Source organism: Candidatus Borkfalkia ceftriaxoniphila, assembly GCF_004134775.1.
Classification (GTDB): domain Bacteria; phylum Bacillota; class Clostridia; order Christensenellales; family Borkfalkiaceae; genus Borkfalkia; species Borkfalkia ceftriaxoniphila.
In genome coordinates this window covers 827,314-844,264 of record NZ_SDOZ01000002.1, presented here as the reverse complement: position 1 = coordinate 844,264, position 16,951 = coordinate 827,314, and the positions used below count along the sequence as shown (strand labels likewise).

Annotated in this window: 6 protein-coding genes and 1 pseudogene; 6 read left to right on the top strand and 1 reads right to left on the bottom strand. The window is 41.0% G+C overall.

Annotated elements, in window-relative coordinates:
- The 5 genes from ESZ91_RS03955 (at position 1) to ESZ91_RS03940 (ending at position 14,263) form a co-directional block, all read left to right on the top strand.
- Positions 1-1,821 carry a glycoside hydrolase family 71/99 protein gene (locus tag ESZ91_RS03955; RefSeq protein WP_129224350.1) on the top strand — a complete coding sequence of 607 codons (1,821 nt, stop codon included), beginning with the start codon at positions 1-3 and terminating at the stop codon, positions 1,819-1,821.
- A 57-nt stretch (positions 1,822-1,878) separates the two neighbouring features.
- Positions 1,879-4,134, top strand: coding sequence for a GH36-type glycosyl hydrolase domain-containing protein (locus ESZ91_RS03950; RefSeq protein WP_129224349.1), 2,256 nt, complete (start codon positions 1,879-1,881; stop codon positions 4,132-4,134).
- Positions 4,135-4,142: 8 nt separating this feature from the next.
- Entirely contained in the window at positions 4,143-5,768 is a 1,626-nt protein-coding gene (locus tag ESZ91_RS03945) for a family 78 glycoside hydrolase catalytic domain (RefSeq protein ID WP_161971043.1), read from the top strand.
- A gap of 966 nt (positions 5,769-6,734) precedes the next feature.
- On the top strand, positions 6,735-11,543 hold the full coding sequence (locus ESZ91_RS11575; protein WP_154071824.1) for a hypothetical protein: 4,809 nt from the start codon (positions 6,735-6,737) through the stop codon (positions 11,541-11,543).
- A 26-nt stretch (positions 11,544-11,569) separates the two neighbouring features.
- Positions 11,570-14,263 (top strand): ABC transporter ATP-binding protein/permease, encoded by a 2,694-nt coding sequence (locus ESZ91_RS03940; protein WP_129224346.1) that lies wholly within the window; start codon positions 11,570-11,572, stop codon positions 14,261-14,263.
- A gap of 511 nt (positions 14,264-14,774) precedes the next feature.
- Here the strand turns inward: ESZ91_RS03940 and ESZ91_RS03935 are convergent.
- A pseudogene (locus ESZ91_RS03935) lies at positions 14,775-15,308 on the bottom strand (site-specific integrase); the annotation flags it as partial.
- Positions 15,309-15,523: 215 nt separating this feature from the next.
- Between ESZ91_RS03935 and ESZ91_RS03930 the strand changes: the two are divergent.
- Complete coding sequence (locus ESZ91_RS03930; protein ID WP_129224344.1) at positions 15,524-16,942, top strand: family 43 glycosylhydrolase; 1,419 nt, start codon at positions 15,524-15,526, stop codon at positions 16,940-16,942.
- The last annotated feature ends 9 nt before the right edge of the window (positions 16,943-16,951 follow it).

Here is a 16,951-nt window from a genome sequence, read left to right as displayed (position 1 = left end):
TTGAAAACCAAAAGATTTTTGTGTATATTGCTAGTCGCCGTATTGCTGGCTGCCTGCGCAGCTTGCAATACGACGCGGGCGGGGTATGACGAGTCTCTAAGAATCAATGATGATAGGGATTTATCCCCCAACGAATATACAGTGTTAAATTTGTCTTCAACGGACGATTATGGGCGTAAAGTTTCGACGGCCGATTCGAAAAAAGATAAATATGTGGGTATGTTTTTCTTTTTAACGTTGGGTCAGCATGCCGGACATGACGGGCACTATGATATCAGTAAAATTACGCAATACGGTACGAAGTACGAGAATTTTCAGGAAAATAGCGCAAGATCTCCGCTCGGGAGCGCGCATTTTTGGGGTGAGCCTGTTTGGGGATATTACAACTCGGAAGATCCATGGGTGATGCGTAAACAGATAGAAATGCTAACGATGGCCGGTATAGATTTTATCGTTTTCGATACAACCAACGCCGTTCTGTATCAGAATGTAGTCGACGTTCTCTTGGAAATCATGGAGGAATATCGCTTAAAGGGCTGGAACGTACCCAAGTTCATGTACTATTTAGGAAATAACAATAACTATAAGTCCGATCTTAAATTTCTTTACGATAAATTTTATAAAGAAGGTGAGGAACGTTATAAAGAATTGTGGTTTGCTCCCGAAGGAAAGCCGTTTATTACGAAACCCGATTTTGTGGCGTTCGATGAGGATGATCCGATTGAAAACGCGATCGGCGAAACTTTTATATTCAAACATGTTTTTTGGCCGGATAGTCTGCCTGACGATAACGGCCTCTCGTGGATGGAGTGGCAGTACGATGCGGTCAGCGGGAAAGGCCAGCCTCGGCACGGCGATTGGATCAGCGTATCCATTGCGCAACATCCTACGGTTCGCTTTTCAGATACGGTCGGTTCATGGGGGCGCGGCTACAATTTTGAGACCGGAGAAAACGACCACAGTCGTTTTAGGGAAGGATTAAATTTTCAATCGCAGTGGGACGCAGCGATCGGTTACGGAGATAAAGTGAAATACATTTTCCAGACCGGGTGGAATGAGTGGGTCGCCGGTAAATTATACGACGGGAATGTATATTTTACCGTGGATCAGTTTGACGAGGAATATTCGCGCGATATAGAACCTTGCCGCAACGGTTACGGAGATAATTTTTATCTTCAATCGATTATGAATTCCAGACGGGCGAATTATACCGAAGCAAAACATTATATATATCCGAAAAAGAGCATCGATATTACCGATTTCGAAAACGGCGAACCGTGGAAAGATGCCTCCGTGTTTCTGGATTTTACGGGAGAATGTATTCGCCGAGATTTTAAACCGATGTGCGTGACGTTGGATAATTACGTAAACGAAACCAATCGAAACGATATTGCCAAAGTTAGCGTTTTGCGCGATTCCCAAAATATTTATTTCCGTGTCGAAACGGCGGATGATATAACGGCCTATCAAAACGGCGACGAGTCTTGGATGAATTTGCTTATCAGAACGCAGAACGGCGGCAATTTATATTACGGTTACGATTACGTGATCAATACGCAGCCGAAGGCGGACGGAACGACAAACATTTTAAAAGCGGGCAAAAATAATTCCCTGAAAAATAATGGTACCGCGAAGTATGCAGTAGATAAAAATGTCTTGATGTTACAGATTCCTCTAAAAAATTTGGGACTCTCGGCAACGAACTACGAAATTCAGTTTAAAGTTACGGATAACGTAGGCGGGTATGAAGATTACCTGAATCTTTACGATACGGGGGATTCTGCTCCGATCGGCAGACTGAACTATACGTTTGGATATTAAACGAAGGTCGGCTCCGTATTTTTGAGAGTACGGAGCCGATATTTGTACGGAGTTATTATGAAATACGAATTTAATACGCAAAAAGGCGTTTTCACGCTGTACGATCCTGAAACGGGAAAAGATTGGAGCAACCATTTTTTTAATGATTTGAGTTGGATTATGAGTGTGACTCATTTCGGGGCAACCTATTCCAGATATGTGGACAAAAATTCCGTGCAGGTTACGCTGAATTGTCCGCTTTCTTCATTCTTATATCTTCGCGATGCGGAAACGAAAAAATATTGGAATATCGCGGGTTATCCATCCTTACAGAAAATTCGCAAATACCGTTGCGAACACGGGCAGAACTATACGAAAATTTCCTCGGGATTTCAAAATATAGAAGCGGCAATCACATACGCCGTTGCACCTCACGATACGAGGGAGATATGGCGGGTGGATGTCGTGAATACGTCAAAACGGGAAAGGACGATCGATGTTTTTGCCGTGACCGCATTTGATCTGAACGGTTATGCGCAACCCGTATATTATAGTGCCGTAACAACTTCAGCCACAGAGTTTATTGAAGAGGCAAATGCGGTCTTTAATAAAAATCTGAATCCGTACCGTCCTCATGAACGGTCGTCAGGATATATTATGTCCAGTGAACCCGTATTTGCATATGAGGGTAATTATGAAAAATTTATCGGTACGATGGGAACGCAGACCAAACCGCTCGTGTTAGAACGAGGATGGGATTGCGGCAATTCTACCGCAACGGTCCGTCAACGCGGCGGAATATTACAAAATCGCTTGCATTTGCTGCCGGGAGAAAGTAAAACCGTTTATTACGTACTGGGTTTGATCGATTCGGAAGAAGAACTGATTTCGCGTACGCACGAGTTGGTTTCCGCCTGTCGTGGAATTATTGACGATGCGATGACGTCGGAAAATCGTTTCGGCAAACTGCGTACCCAATGTCCTGATCCGCAATTTAATCATATATATAATTTTTGGGCGGAAAAGCAAGTATCCTTTTGCATGCTCGGTAAAAAAGCCGTACGCGACAACGCGCAGTTGGGGATGGCTATGCTTAATTTTAATATCGATCTCGCAAAAAAGACGATCGACGAATGTGTTGCCCATCAATATTCCGACGGGCATGCCGTGTTGACTTGGTATCCCTATTTGGAACCTAATATTTATTCGGATCCTTCTGTCTGGTTGATTTTCGCAGTCTGCGCGTATGTAAAAGAGACGGGAGATCTCGGCTATTTGGAAAAGTCGGTACCTTATCTTGACGGCGGCGAAGACAGCGTGTACGGACATCTTCAACGCGCTGTCAAGTGGTTTCGGGATCCGCAAAATTTAGGGCCGCATAAGTTTCCCCGAATTCATCATGCGGACTGGAATGACGCGCTCAATATACCCGACGAGCAAGCCGAGTCGGTCATGATGGCTATGCTTATCGGAAAAGCATATGACGATATGGTACGGCTTTCCTGTGCAATATCAGATTTTTCTTATGCGGAAGAATTATCTCATGCAAAACAGGCGCTTGTCGAATTGGTCAATCAAGTAGCTTATAACGGAGAATATTACGTAAGAGCCTTTTCTAAATTCGGGATCGTTGGAGATAAAACCTGTGAAAACGGCGGAAAAATTTATGTGAATCCGCAAAGTTGGGCAATACTTGCGGATATGTGTCCGGAGGATAGAAAACAAAGCGTGCTGAAAGCGATCGATGCAATGGAAACGGAGGACGGGCTTCCTATGTGTACTCCAAGTTACGCAACTTATGACGAAAGCGTCGGACGTATGAGTGGCATGCTGCCCGGCGTCTACGAGAACGGAGGGATATATAACCACGCGGGCTGTTTTAAGGTCATGGCGGACTGTAAAGCGGGACGCGGCGAACAGGCGGTTGCAACTCTTAAAAAAATTATTCCCGGAGGGATTCGGAACGACAGCTATCTAACGACGGCTGAACCATATGTTTTTACCAACTGTTATTTAAAGCATCCGTCGGTAGATATGAAAGTTGGTTTTTCTTGGCAAACGGGTACTTCTGCGTGGGGACTGATGGCATATTATGAAGGAATATTGGGGATTCATCCCGATTATGACGGATTAGTTATACGGCCTTGCTTGCCTGCGACGTGGAAAAATGTGGAGGCGTATCGCGAATTTCGAGGGAATCGGTTACGTTTTCGGTATAAAAACAGGGGCGGTTACAAAGTGCGGTTAAAAATCGACGGGAATTCGGTCGACGGCACAAAGGTTCCGTTATTTGCAGACAATGAAGAACATACGATAACGGTCGAGCTATATTGATAATGTGTATGAAATATATTTATCCTACAAGAATTGTTGCACAGGGAGAAAATACAAATCATTCCTATGTACTTATGAACGAAAGTATTTTGCAAATCGGATTATCCGAGGCAAAGATATTTTCGATGATCGGAAAAACTTATATCATTCTCGATTTCGGTAAAGAATTGTCGGGCGGTATCAGGCTTTTAACTTATCATGCGGACGGGAATAAAAAAATCCGTTTGCGGTTCGGCGAATCCGTTTCGGAAACCTGTGCGGAACTTGGTGAAAAGAATGCGGGAAATGATCATTCCAATCGGGATTTCGTCGTGGAATTACAGAGTTTTTCCGATATGAATTTCGGGAATACGGGTTTTCGTTTTTTGCGTATCGATACATTGAGTGAGAGTGTTTCAATTAAATTTAAAAGTATCGTTGCATATTTGGATATGGATGAACGGGAAGAAGTAGGTTTTTTCGAATGCAACGATCCGTTAGTCAATCGGATTTGGACTACTGCGGCGTATACGCTTCGGTTATGCTTGCATAACGGTTTTTTATGGGACGGTATAAAACGCGATCGACTCGTATGGATCGGCGATTTATATCCGGAAATGAAAAGTGCGCATTGCCTTTATCAAAAGGTGCCTGAAGTAGAAAATTCGCTTCGATACATAAGAGAACAAACACCTTTGCCCGAGTGGATGAACGGAATTCCAATGTATTCCTTTTGGTGGTTGATCATTCTTTGTGATCATTATTTCCGCAACGGCGACAAAAATTTCGTTTACGAAAATATTGATTATATAAAAGCGCTCGTGAAACAAATCTACGCATTCGTTCGGGAAGACGGGCATACGGAGTTTTGTTATAATTTTGTTGACTGGCCGTCTCACTATAACGAAGGTGACGGTGAAATAAAAAAGCATGAAGAGCTTGCCGGTGTCAATTATTTGCTGCGCATAGCCTTGGAAAAGACTGCGCAATTACTGCGTGAATTCGGTGAAGATAATAGAATTTGTAATGATGTTCTTCGTAAATTAAAAAGAGCTTCATTTTTGCTTCAATCTTCTAAATCCATGGCTGCATTAGGCATCATTTCGGGGGAAAAATCTGTAAACTTAGAAAATATATTGATAGATGGTCAAGTAAAAGGATTGTCTACGTTCATGTCGTATCAAATTTTGACGGCAATGGGGCAACTAAAAGCATATGATCAAGCACTTTCTTCCCTGAATTTATATTATGGTGAAATGCTTCGTCTCGGGGCTACGACCTTTTGGGAGAATTTTGATTTCGAGGACGCAAAAAATTCGACTGGAATCGATTGCTTGCCGGAAGGAAATAGCTTTGATATCCATGGCGATGGCGGAGAACATTGCTATCGGGGCTTCCGCCATAGTCTATGTCATGGCTGGTCAAGCGGAGTGATTGCATACCTTTCCGAAACTGTTTTAGGGATTCGAGTACTCGCTTCTCGCAAAAAAGTATCGGTCGATCCGCATTTGAATGGATTAAATTGGGTAAGAGGCGCCTGTCCTACGCCGTATGGTCCGATCTATGTGGAACATCAATATAATGATTCAGGCAAAGTAGTCACCCAAATAACAGCTCCACATAATAAAAAAGATTATATCTTGGAAAAAGTTTGATTAACTCATACATACGGTAATACAAAAATGGCGCAAAACGAGCGATTTTCGGCGCGTTATGCTTTCGGATGAGTATATGCCCGTAACGATAAGCGGCGGCGGTTTATGCCGCGAAAGGCTCTTGACGCGGTCTGAGCGTGTAAGGCTGTTTCCGTCGAAGGCAAACCATGCAACCCCGTACCCTGTTTAGGGTGCGGGGTTGCATGGTTTCGCCCGTATTTGCCCTCAAATACGCTCCGGGAGAGGCTCGCATCAAGAGCCCCGTGGAATAAATAGCCGCCGCTTATACGGTCATGATCACCCGTATCGCACACATTGCGGGTGTAGGTTTGTTTCGTATGCTATACGGCATGAAAGCGGTTTCGTCGTAAAATGAAAAGCCCTGACTCTTACCGTCGGACTTGTTTGTATAAGATGACTGTAATAAACTATCATTTTATCGATATACAATACGGTTTGTTTTATAAGCAAGTTTGCATGTTTAGAAAGTTTTTCGAAAAGCGGTTATTTATTTACAATAAACTTGTGATCTTAATCGAGGCAAAAGAGGTTTTTTGAATCGAGAATATCCAAAGTGTTTCATTGGATATGATTCCTTCCTAATAAGTAAAGATACCTTGGGAAGAAAGAATTTTTAATTGACAGCATTGATCTATCATAAACTCATGCAGAGTTTTTAATACCAGTTTAATGGTGGTTTTATGGTATAGATTACGCTCGGGGACATCATATATTATAAATTGAAAACATGATATGGCATGTCTGGGCTGAGGGAATAAAAAGTGATATATATCACAGAGAATAAAGATGAAATTAATATCGATAGTTTGAAGGGAAACTTTAAGAAATTATTTCAGTATATAATTAAAATGGAATATTTTAGATTCAGTGGACAAGTTTATACGAGGAGGTGATTCCAATGTGGCATCAACAAAATTTTAAACTTAAATAAAATTACGGAGGAATATGATGAATAAGATTAAAAGTCGAATACTATGGGTTTTGATAACAATTCTTTTATGTTTATGTTTCGTGTTCTTTGGCATGTCCAAAGTAAATGCTGCAAGCTCAGAATCTGCTGCTTATGATATATATACCGATTCCGACCAAATTATCGGTTACAACGGATATACCATACAAAATTATTCAGATAAATTATTCACTACAAAGATAAAACCAACTTTTGATGCGAATAAAAACTTGGTTTTACAGAACAAAGAGACAGATGATCCAATCATAGGTATCATTCCTAAGCAACTCTTTAAAGAGGTTAATAAAACTTTGCATATAGGCAAAGAATATGGCTTCTATATTGATACTGCTGCGTTAGGAAATAATTTTGTTTCAATTGTTCTGGTGTTTGATATTTCGACAAACACAAATTTGATGGAAACCATAGACAGGGTAATTATATCTGTTTCACCGGTTTTTCAATATAAATTTGCCTATTTAAAGGCGAGTGAAAGTACTTTAAGTTGCCAAAACGGATATATTTTAAATTATAGTTTAACAGATGATAGGGTCGTCCCGTATCCCAGCAATATCACGAGTTCAGCAATACAGTTCGATATGGTGGAGAAATATTATCTTAAAGATATTTCCTACGGATTGACCTTAAATAATGAAAATAATTTAAATAGGTACGATGTTGGATATGATCCTTATAAAGATAACGGCTCTTATTTTACAGCAATGGATTATACATATAATGGGAAATCGAGGGAATATGGCGAGTTTCCGACAGAAGAATTGATAAATATTGGTTTAGATGTTGCGGAGGTTCTCCTGGGCCCTGCCGGTGAAACCTTGGGGTTGATCCGTAATATAGCCGATGTTTTTGAATTCGGTGGAAAACTGATCGATATGGAGTATGGACATCAGGTACAGGTAGGAACGGGAGAGTTGACGACGACTTGTTATTATCAAAACCGAGACGATCAGTTGAGGAATTATATTGACAAAAACGGCACTCCTACGCTTATGAAAAGCGCGGCTTTAATTATCAATACGCCGCAAGACAAAAGCGTTTGGTACGGCATCGGAGATGATGTTACAGGGTATTTTACCATATCGCATTCGGCGTTGAACGACGTTTCAGCCGAGTATACGCGGCTGACGAAAGAAATAGCTGTGAAGGTCGTTGAATCGGATGGCGATACGCAAGTTGCCGCTTCTACGAGTCTGTACGATCATTTTTTGCGTCAACAGAAAGTAAAGCTAGTTGCGGAAGGAAAGGTGGACTTATATACTATAAAAGATGCCTATGATAAATTTATGTTTTCGCCTAATGAAAGCGAATATTACACATTTAAAAATTGTGGAATATACTCCATCGAACTAAAAATTAATGATGGTTCGACAATAACTTCGTATACGAATATCAAAAAACAACAGTCTGTACGCATTAAGTTAGATAAGACAAAGATATATTTTATCGAAGCAGGCGGGATTCATTCCGAAGCGCAATTTCACAGTTTTTTAATGTCAATAGATTTAGATCCGGATGAAATACAAGCTGAGCATATCGTTACGCTGTCATTTGGCAACGCTGCCGAAAAGTGGTATAAGTTTAATTCGAATAAAAATGACGTTTCGGTATTTCTCATTACAACTTCCGAAAGAATGTTCGTTTACAATGAAAAATTCGAAATTATAGACTCAATTGATGGAACCCGTCTTGAAGTTCTGACAAAAGTTGATCAAAAATATTTTATAAAAATTATCAAAATAGGAACAACCGATACAATATCTTTTCAACATAGTTATAAGCCTATTTCGACAATTTCACAAACCGTCGGAGCGAACCGAATATTTTTCAAAACCTATATCGATATTGTCGGAAATTACGGTCTAAATTTTATTTCGGCCTCATCTTCATCCCTTCATATTCAAATATATGATGCTGATTTAAGTTTGATTGAGGAATTGACTGGAAATAGTCTCGATAATATATTTGAACATACAGGATTATACTTTATCGGTATAAAGTTGATCGGTTCGGGACCCGTAAGCGTTACATTTTCAAAAAGATTGCTGATGGATAGTGTATTTCTTGGAGCAAATAATATTCAAATTTATCACAGTTTGGAATATAATTTATATGCATTTCAACCTACCGCTACCGCAAAATACACCTTTACCGCGGATACGAACTCGATCTATGTTGTAGATGAACCGTCAAGTTTGAACGATTTACAAAATACTAAATTAAATGCAGGAACCATTTATTACGTTAAAATCTATTTAAGATCAGGGTATCGTAATTTAGAAATAAAACTAAAAGATTATCAAACTATCGGTTTGAATACACCTACGAGCGGCAAATTTAATGCGGACGAATATGTGTTTTATCAATTAAGTACAGTTATGCAGGGTAAGTATAAAATTGAAGCTGTAAATGCACAAATTCTTTTATTTACTTGGGGTTTGAGCCCAATACATATCAATAACGGGAATGAATTTACGGCGCTTTCCGAAGGTGTGTATTATTTAAAACTAATCGGAGGAAACGGAAATAATTATACTATAAAATACTATTTTGATCCGGTGGAATTACAGGTAAATCATGCAAGGGTAATGATGCAAGATACGTTTTATCAAGTAAAAAACAATGGTCAAAATAAATTTATTATAAAGACTTTCGGCGTAGATTCGATTTCTACGAAAATTCGCTATACCACAGATCTGGTAAATTACACTGATTCGACAAACGTATCGGGACATGCGACGTTATTCGTCAATTGTTCTAAAAACGTATTTTATGTTTTTGTAGATATTACGGGCAGTGGTTTTGTCGGTGTTTCTGTGGAGTACGAAGATCCGATTGAATATACGCAGGGAGGATACCAACTTCGTGAATCCGAAATATACGGGATAAATTTTTTGCGCAAAGAAACAAAAAACTTTGCTTTCAATATTCCTACGGCAGCTCTAAACTGTGCATTTGAAATTCGTTTAAAGAAAAACCTTTTTACAAATTTTCAAATGGCTGTAGACGGTAAGTTGATTAAATGTGATGATTTGGAAGAAGGAAGTGTAGCACGGTTTATCATCGAAACCTTACCTGGAAATCATGTTATATCTTTGCGCTATGATTGTAATGAGGATATTGTCAATGAAGATTTTGTCAGTCTGGTTGCTATCCGAAAAGTCGAAGAACTCAATTTAGCGTTTAATGAGGTGAAAACAGGAATCGCCGTCCGAGACGGTATTCGCGCCGGATATGATTATTCTATGTCAATCGTTGTCAATGGAGAGCTTGTTAAAGATCATTTCATTATAGATTGTATTTCCAATGAATCCAATATCAAAGGGAATATAGTCATAACGGAAGATATACTGCATGCTTATAAAAATTTACCCTTCCATAGAGAAGTGACTTTTCGGGTAAATTATGCTTTTGTAAACTACTATTTAACTGTTTCTACAGAATATCCATATCATTTAAGTGTGGGGCTTATACAAAATGATAATCAGTTGGAGTATAATATTCCAATATATGATTATTATACAAGAGAATTACTTCATAACGATACCGATGGTAATACATTGGCTAGGTTCGATATTAAAAATATTGAAGTCAGCGGAAAAAATGACGATTGGAAGGTTTTAGACAAAACGATATATAATTCAGACCCGCATTATAAGGGTGATATATCGTTCGACCTGTTAAAATTGAACTACTTCAAAGATGTACCGATAAAATGCATTATTACGCTGACAGATGATAGCACTGTCATTATGTCGCAACTAGTGATACGTTATCAAACGAATACATCGATCGAAAACTTTGACCCCAATAATAAAAAGGTATTATATATAGATGTTTCGGGGTTGGATTATTCTGATAATTATCGAATGTCTTCAGTTACTGTACCTGAAAGTGTGAAAGTGGTTTGCGTAAAAGGAAACGGCAATTCTTATAATTTTCATGGTTTTGAATTTTTGGGTGATACGACTTTCAACTTATATAATGTTTCGATTACCGGACAATGGAGCGGTGCGCCTGCTGCTACGGAAAAAGATTTAACCATCAATGTTTTGGGAGAGGTCTCTTTAAACGGCTGCGTTGGTTATTTTGGTACCATGCAAGCCATGGGGACTCCGGCGGTGAAAGCGAAGAATCTGACGCTTGAAGTGCAGTTCGGCGCAGGGCTGAATTTGAAAGGCGGCGAGCCGTTTAATTTTGATTACAACGGAAATAGAGGGACGCGCGGTTCAAATGGCACGAACGGTGCGAACGGAACTTCGGGCAGCAAAAACGGCGAAAACGGTAAACAGGGAGGAACTGGCGCAACCGGCGTAACGGGGGATATAGGCATTTGCGGAGTCAAATGCGATTATCTGTATATAGTTGCCGACGGAAAATTAAAGATCGTAGGCAGTCAGGGCTGTAGAGGCGGTTATGGCGGCGACGGAGGTACGGGCGGCAATGGCGGCGACGGATACGCTGTCGGCGGCTGGGGTCAAACGAGCGGTAACGGTGGCAATGGCGGACGCGGCGGTATGGGCGGACGCGGCGGAACAGGCGGAACAGGCGGCGCGGGCGTCGAGTGTAAAAGCATTACTGGTATGAATAGCAATTGTACCATTACAGGCGGAACAGGTGGTAATGGCGGTTATGGCGGCAACGGCGGGGCTGGCGGCACAGGCGGTTCTGGTGCAAAAGCGCCTTGGTTCGGACATGCAGGTAACGACGGGAGTAATGGGGCGACTGGTTCCAAGGGAAGCGATGGTTATAAAGGTTCTACCGGAATAGCTATCAAGTATGTATAAATTTTTAACAGAGGGAGAACGATCGAATGCTCGAATTAAAAGACATTAAAAAAACGTACCAAAGCAAAAGGGTTGAGGTAGAGGCGTTAAAAGGCATCACCTTGACCCTCCCCGAAAGGGGCATGGTTTTTATCGTCGGCAAATCGGGAAGCGGGAAGAGCACGCTGCTCAACATTTTGGGCGGCTTGGACGTTCCCACCGCGGGCGAGTTGTTGATCGACGGAAAATCGACAAAAGCTTTTAAGGCGGGGGATTACGACCGTTACCGTAATGAATATGTCGGCTTTGTATTTCAGGAATACAATTTAATTGAAGGATTGAATGTAATAGAAAACGTGAGTATGGCGCTCGATTTGCAGGGTGAAAAAGACTACGGCGCGGTGGAGCGCGAGCTTGCGCGCGTGGAATTGAGCGGCTTTGAAAAGCGGAACGTTTCCACATTGTCGGGCGGGCAGAAACAGCGGGTGGCGATCGCGCGCGCGCTCGTAAAACAGCCGAAAATTTTAATTGCCGACGAGCCGACCGGTGCATTGGACAGCGAAACGGGAGAAAGCCTGTTCAGATTGCTCAAAGATATAGCCCGCGACCGATTGATCGTTGTAGTTTCGCATGACCTGGAATTTGCAAGACAATATGCCGACCGAATTATCGAATTAAAGGATGGAAAAGTAATCGCCGATCAAGAATCGAGAGCGCCTATGTCTTCGGTTAAGGCGATAAAAAAAGATGTTAGAGTGAAACGACGCGGATTAAACCTCGCCAGAGTATTTTGTCTCGCGTTAAAGGGTATGAAAAAAAATCCTGTGCGTTGCGCCATCTCGCTTGTTTTATGTGCGTTTTCATTTATTTTGCTGGGCATCAGCTTTTTGTCCTCGCAGTATGACGTGAACGAAACGATGGCTTATTCCCTGGAAAAATACGATCCCGAGGTGTTACTAAGTAGAAATAGCTTGTACACTTATAGCGAAATGCAGCAACTCCGCGGAACGTATCCCGGTCTTGAATTTAACGCGGTTTTCGGCGTCGACGGTACGGAAACAGGAAGAATCGTCGTAACCAAAGAAAATGAACCAGATTTATATTCTGCTTATGCTTCTCAAAATCGTCAGGGGTATTTAACGGAATTTTCCACTATTATATGTAACGGCTACGAGCTGGTCGAAGGGCGGCTGCCCGAAAAAAACGACGAGGTCGCCATTCCCCTGGGAATGTTTTATGCGATGACAGAGTACGGCGGCGAAAATCTGGACTGGGGGATCGTTAAGAATTTCGACGATATTTTGGGCAAATACTTTCGCGCCCCTTATTTACAGATCGTCGGCATCGTAGATACTAAAATCGATGCGAAATTTGATATTTTAAAAGATTATACTTATCAAGAAATCATGGAGATCGAAAGGGAAAAAGATAGTACAGGATTGAGAAGTTTGTTTGATTTATACTGTATCTATATGGAAGACAGTACACGCAGCTGTGGGTTTGTAAAGGAGGGTTTTTTACCTGAACAATTGAGCTTTGTGAATCCGGGGCTTAGCACTCGCGATGGTTACGGGCTTGCCTATCAAACGGTTTATGACACTAGGGAGTTCGATTATATAGCCGGTTTTTCCGATTTGGCGGATAACGATAAAATAAATTTATATTTAAAAGGGAATAAACAAGATATCGGCAAGGATGAGATCGTGCTTCCCTGGGCGCTGTTGGATCATATACGACCGGGTATTTCATCAGAAGTTCAGGGGAAATTAGATTCGGTCGTTGATGATTATGTGGAAGAAACTGTCGGTAAACATTATGAAGATCCTGCGTTTTGTCAACGATTTGATACCGAGCATGCTTCAACGCAGGATGTGAAGATACAATATGCTGCAGCAATTTGCAATTACGATGAATATTATTATGAAAATCCGTTTGGCAAATCTGGATATGAATTGTCACTGCCCCTACGGGAAAAAATTTTTGATCGGACAGAAATATCCTTGCAGCTCAAGAACATTTCGCCGACAGGAGAGACGGGATACACCAAAAAAGTAGTTGGGTTTTTTCATGATACTCCTGAAACAGTCAGGCTTTATTCAAATCGCCATGATAACTATGCTGTTCTTGCTGATAATGATATTTTAAGTGTATACGAAGCGAAAAAGACTGCCAATATCTATTGTCTCAGTGTGAACGTCACAAGCGGAAACAGCGGAGAAGCGTTTGTGTCAAAGTATAAGAGTCGGCCGAATAGCGAATCGGATGATCCTTTTATTACGGGATTTTTTAGAGGTGAAGTCACAAAAGATGTGCAGCTTGTCGACGAACATTTTTATTATTTCAAAACGATGGGTTTACTGTTCGGCGGCGTTTTGGCTGGAGTGTCTGTCCTGATGATGTTCAACTTTATAAGCAGCAACGTCAGGGATAGAAAGCGGGAGATTGGCATTTTGCGCGCGCTGGGAACTACTGCCGGCGGAGTCTGTAAAATTTTCGCCCTTGAAGCGCTTATCTTATCGACAGTGACGGCGATCTTAGCGAGTATCTTATCTTATATCACGATTATACAATTAAATAGTATTTTTATCGCCGAAGTTATTACTCCGATCGAACCGTTACGATTTACCGGTTGGTTTATCTTATTATTGCTCGGGGTAAGTTTATTGATTTCTTTGGTTTCATCGATCGTTCCGCTTTGTAGGATTATACGTATGCAACCGGTAGACGCAATCAGGGAATAACAGTTACATGAAGAAATTATTAAGGAAAGGCAAGATCTTCCTTAAAAATTAAAATTTTATTATTTTTTAAAATTGAAAAAGATTAATGTAAAAAATTGAAAAAGTGAAAAGTAATTTACAAATGACCATAAACTGTGAACCTTGCTTTTACAAGAATATTTTTGCTTCCTGCGCTGACTTGCATCTACAAAAATGGTGCGTCTTCCTTGTTTGAACGCAACTTAATCAATCTAATTTTCAGTTGATTACAATTTATAAACAACTGTTATCCCTACTACTTCGAAAAAATTACGAATAAGTGTAAATAAAATTATTGCTTGATCTTCATAACGTCTAAAGCAAATTTACGGCAAAACAAAACCATTTGTCCGAAAATTGTAATTGTAGGTTCGGATTTGTATGGTTTCTGTCCACCAAAATCGGGCAAAGTGTCGATTATCTGCCCGAAAACTACATATTTTTTTGGAGTAAAAGCCTGTTTTAGTAGTCAAAATACAAGTCAAACGGGTCTTTACTCACCGAAAGCGGAGCGGATTTGCTCCGCTTTTTCGTTTATAAAATCGCTTTGGATATGGGTATAAACATCTTGTGTCATGCGGCTTGTGGAATGGCCGAGCAGATACTGCTTTACTTTCGAGGAAACGCCCGCCTCTTCCAGCCGTGTGGCATAGGTATGGCGCAGAATATGGGCGGATACGTTAAACCCGAGCGAGAGGGAAATGCGTCGCAGAGCCGAGCGGACGTAATCATAAGTAAAGGGAAACACGCTCTTTTCCGTTCCGTTCGCTTTGGCGATCAATGTTAAGGCTTCATCTGGTATGGGAACGGATCTCACGCCCGCGGCGCTTTTGGGCGTATCCTGTTCGATACGCTTGCCCGCGATAAAAACAACGTCTTTATTGACCGACACGGTTTTTTTCTCGCGGTCAATGTCCTCGTGCGTCAGAGCAAGCGCCTCGCCGATCCGCAGTCCTGTCTGCAATAAAAATACGAACAACGGGCGGAGGGGCTGGGTTTCGATCGCTTTTACGAAATCGGCTTGCTGCTGTCTGGTAAGTGCCTCTCTGTATTAACGGCAAACTATAATCTCCTTTTTAGTTTGAAAGGATTATTTAAACATTCTTTTAACCCAAATTAGGCACGACTTTTTTACGTGAATCAAATATTAATAAAGCAACGATTGTTGAAAAAAAACTACGATTTGTAAATATCCTTTGCAATGCATACAATACTGTGCTATAGTGTGATCGGGGGGATGAAATGAAATACCAAGCGTTCAATCCGTTTCTTCCGAGTTGGGAATATATTCCGGACGGAGAGCCGCATATATTCGGAAACAGAGTGTATTTATATGGTTCTCACGACAAATTTAATGGCAACAGTTTTTGCAAAAACGATTATGTTTGTTGGTCGGCACCTGTCGATGATTTGTCTGATTGGAAATATGAAGGCGTTATTTGGAGTAAAAAGCAGGATCCTCGTAAAAAAGGGAATATGTATGCACCAGATGTATGCCGATCTCCGGATGGGAAGTTCTATCTCTATTATGCCTTTGCTCCCGGAATTACGCGCAAAAGTTGGTCAATCCGTGTAGCAGTTGCTGATTCCCCTGTGGGGCCATTCCGATACCACGGAGAAGTGGATCTGTATCCTTGGATAAAAGAATATCTCCCTTTTGACCCAGCCGTATACGTGGAGGATGGACGGGTATGGTTGTATTACGGGTCAGGAATGTTTTTTCCCGTGTTGGGTATATCGAAAAGGAACATTAAAGGCGGGGCAGTTATTGAACTCGATCCGAGAGACATGAAAACTCCAATCAGATCACCCAAATTAACTGTTACATCGAACAAAAGCAGTAAATTGGCAGAGCATGCTTTTTTTGAAGCGTCATCGGTCAGAAAGATAAAGGATAAATATTATTTTATATATTCTTCACGGCTCGGCCATGAATTGTGTTATGCAACGAGCGATAAGCCTGACGGCGACTGGAAATATGGAGGTACAATTGTCAGTAACGGAGACATAGGATTGAAAAACCATAAAAATGTATTGTCAGCCTCTAATCATATGGGTAATATTCATGGTAGTTTATTAGAAATTAACAATACATGCTTTATATTTTATCATCGCCATACTAACCGTGCATGTTTTTCGAGGCAAGCGTGTGCAGAAGAGATTCAAATCGAAAAGGACGGTTCGATTCAGCAGGTGGAAATGACAAGTTGTGGATTGAACGGAAAACCGCTCGAGGGGCGGGGAACATATGAGGCGCGGATTGCTTGTAATCTATATTCAAGAAACGGGGTTCATTTTTACCGCAATATTATTAAAAAGAAGAAAGGTATATATCCTTATTTTACACAGACAGGAACAGACAGAGAAAGCGACCCCGATCAATATATTGCTAATTTTTGCAACGGAACAACGGCTGGTTTTAAATATTTCGATTTAAAAGGCATCGATCGGATTTCCGTGACTGTCAAAGGAAATGCGCGCGGTAGATTTGTCGTTCGCATAAAAGAAGACGATAAACCCGTGTGTATAATTCCTGTTTTTGCAACAGAATGCCTCGAAAATTTTTGCGGGGAGTGGAAGGGCGGTAACATCGTTGCGGCGTTGTATTTTACTTATGAAGGCAAAGGGAAATGTGATTTTTACGCTTTTACATTCGGTTAGTGTCTGATT

Coding starts and splice junctions, on each gene's coding strand:
- ESZ91_RS03940 (WP_129224346.1), top strand. CDS start 11,570: ATGCTCGAATTAAAAGACATTAAAAAAACGTACCAAAGCAAAAGGGTT.
- ESZ91_RS03950 (WP_129224349.1), top strand. CDS start 1,879: ATGAAATACGAATTTAATACGCAAAAAGGCGTTTTCACGCTGTACGAT.
- ESZ91_RS03945 (WP_161971043.1), top strand. CDS start 4,143: ATGAAATATATTTATCCTACAAGAATTGTTGCACAGGGAGAAAATACA.
- ESZ91_RS11575 (WP_154071824.1), top strand. CDS start 6,735: ATGATGAATAAGATTAAAAGTCGAATACTATGGGTTTTGATAACAATT.
- ESZ91_RS03930 (WP_129224344.1), top strand. CDS start 15,524: ATGAAATACCAAGCGTTCAATCCGTTTCTTCCGAGTTGGGAATATATT.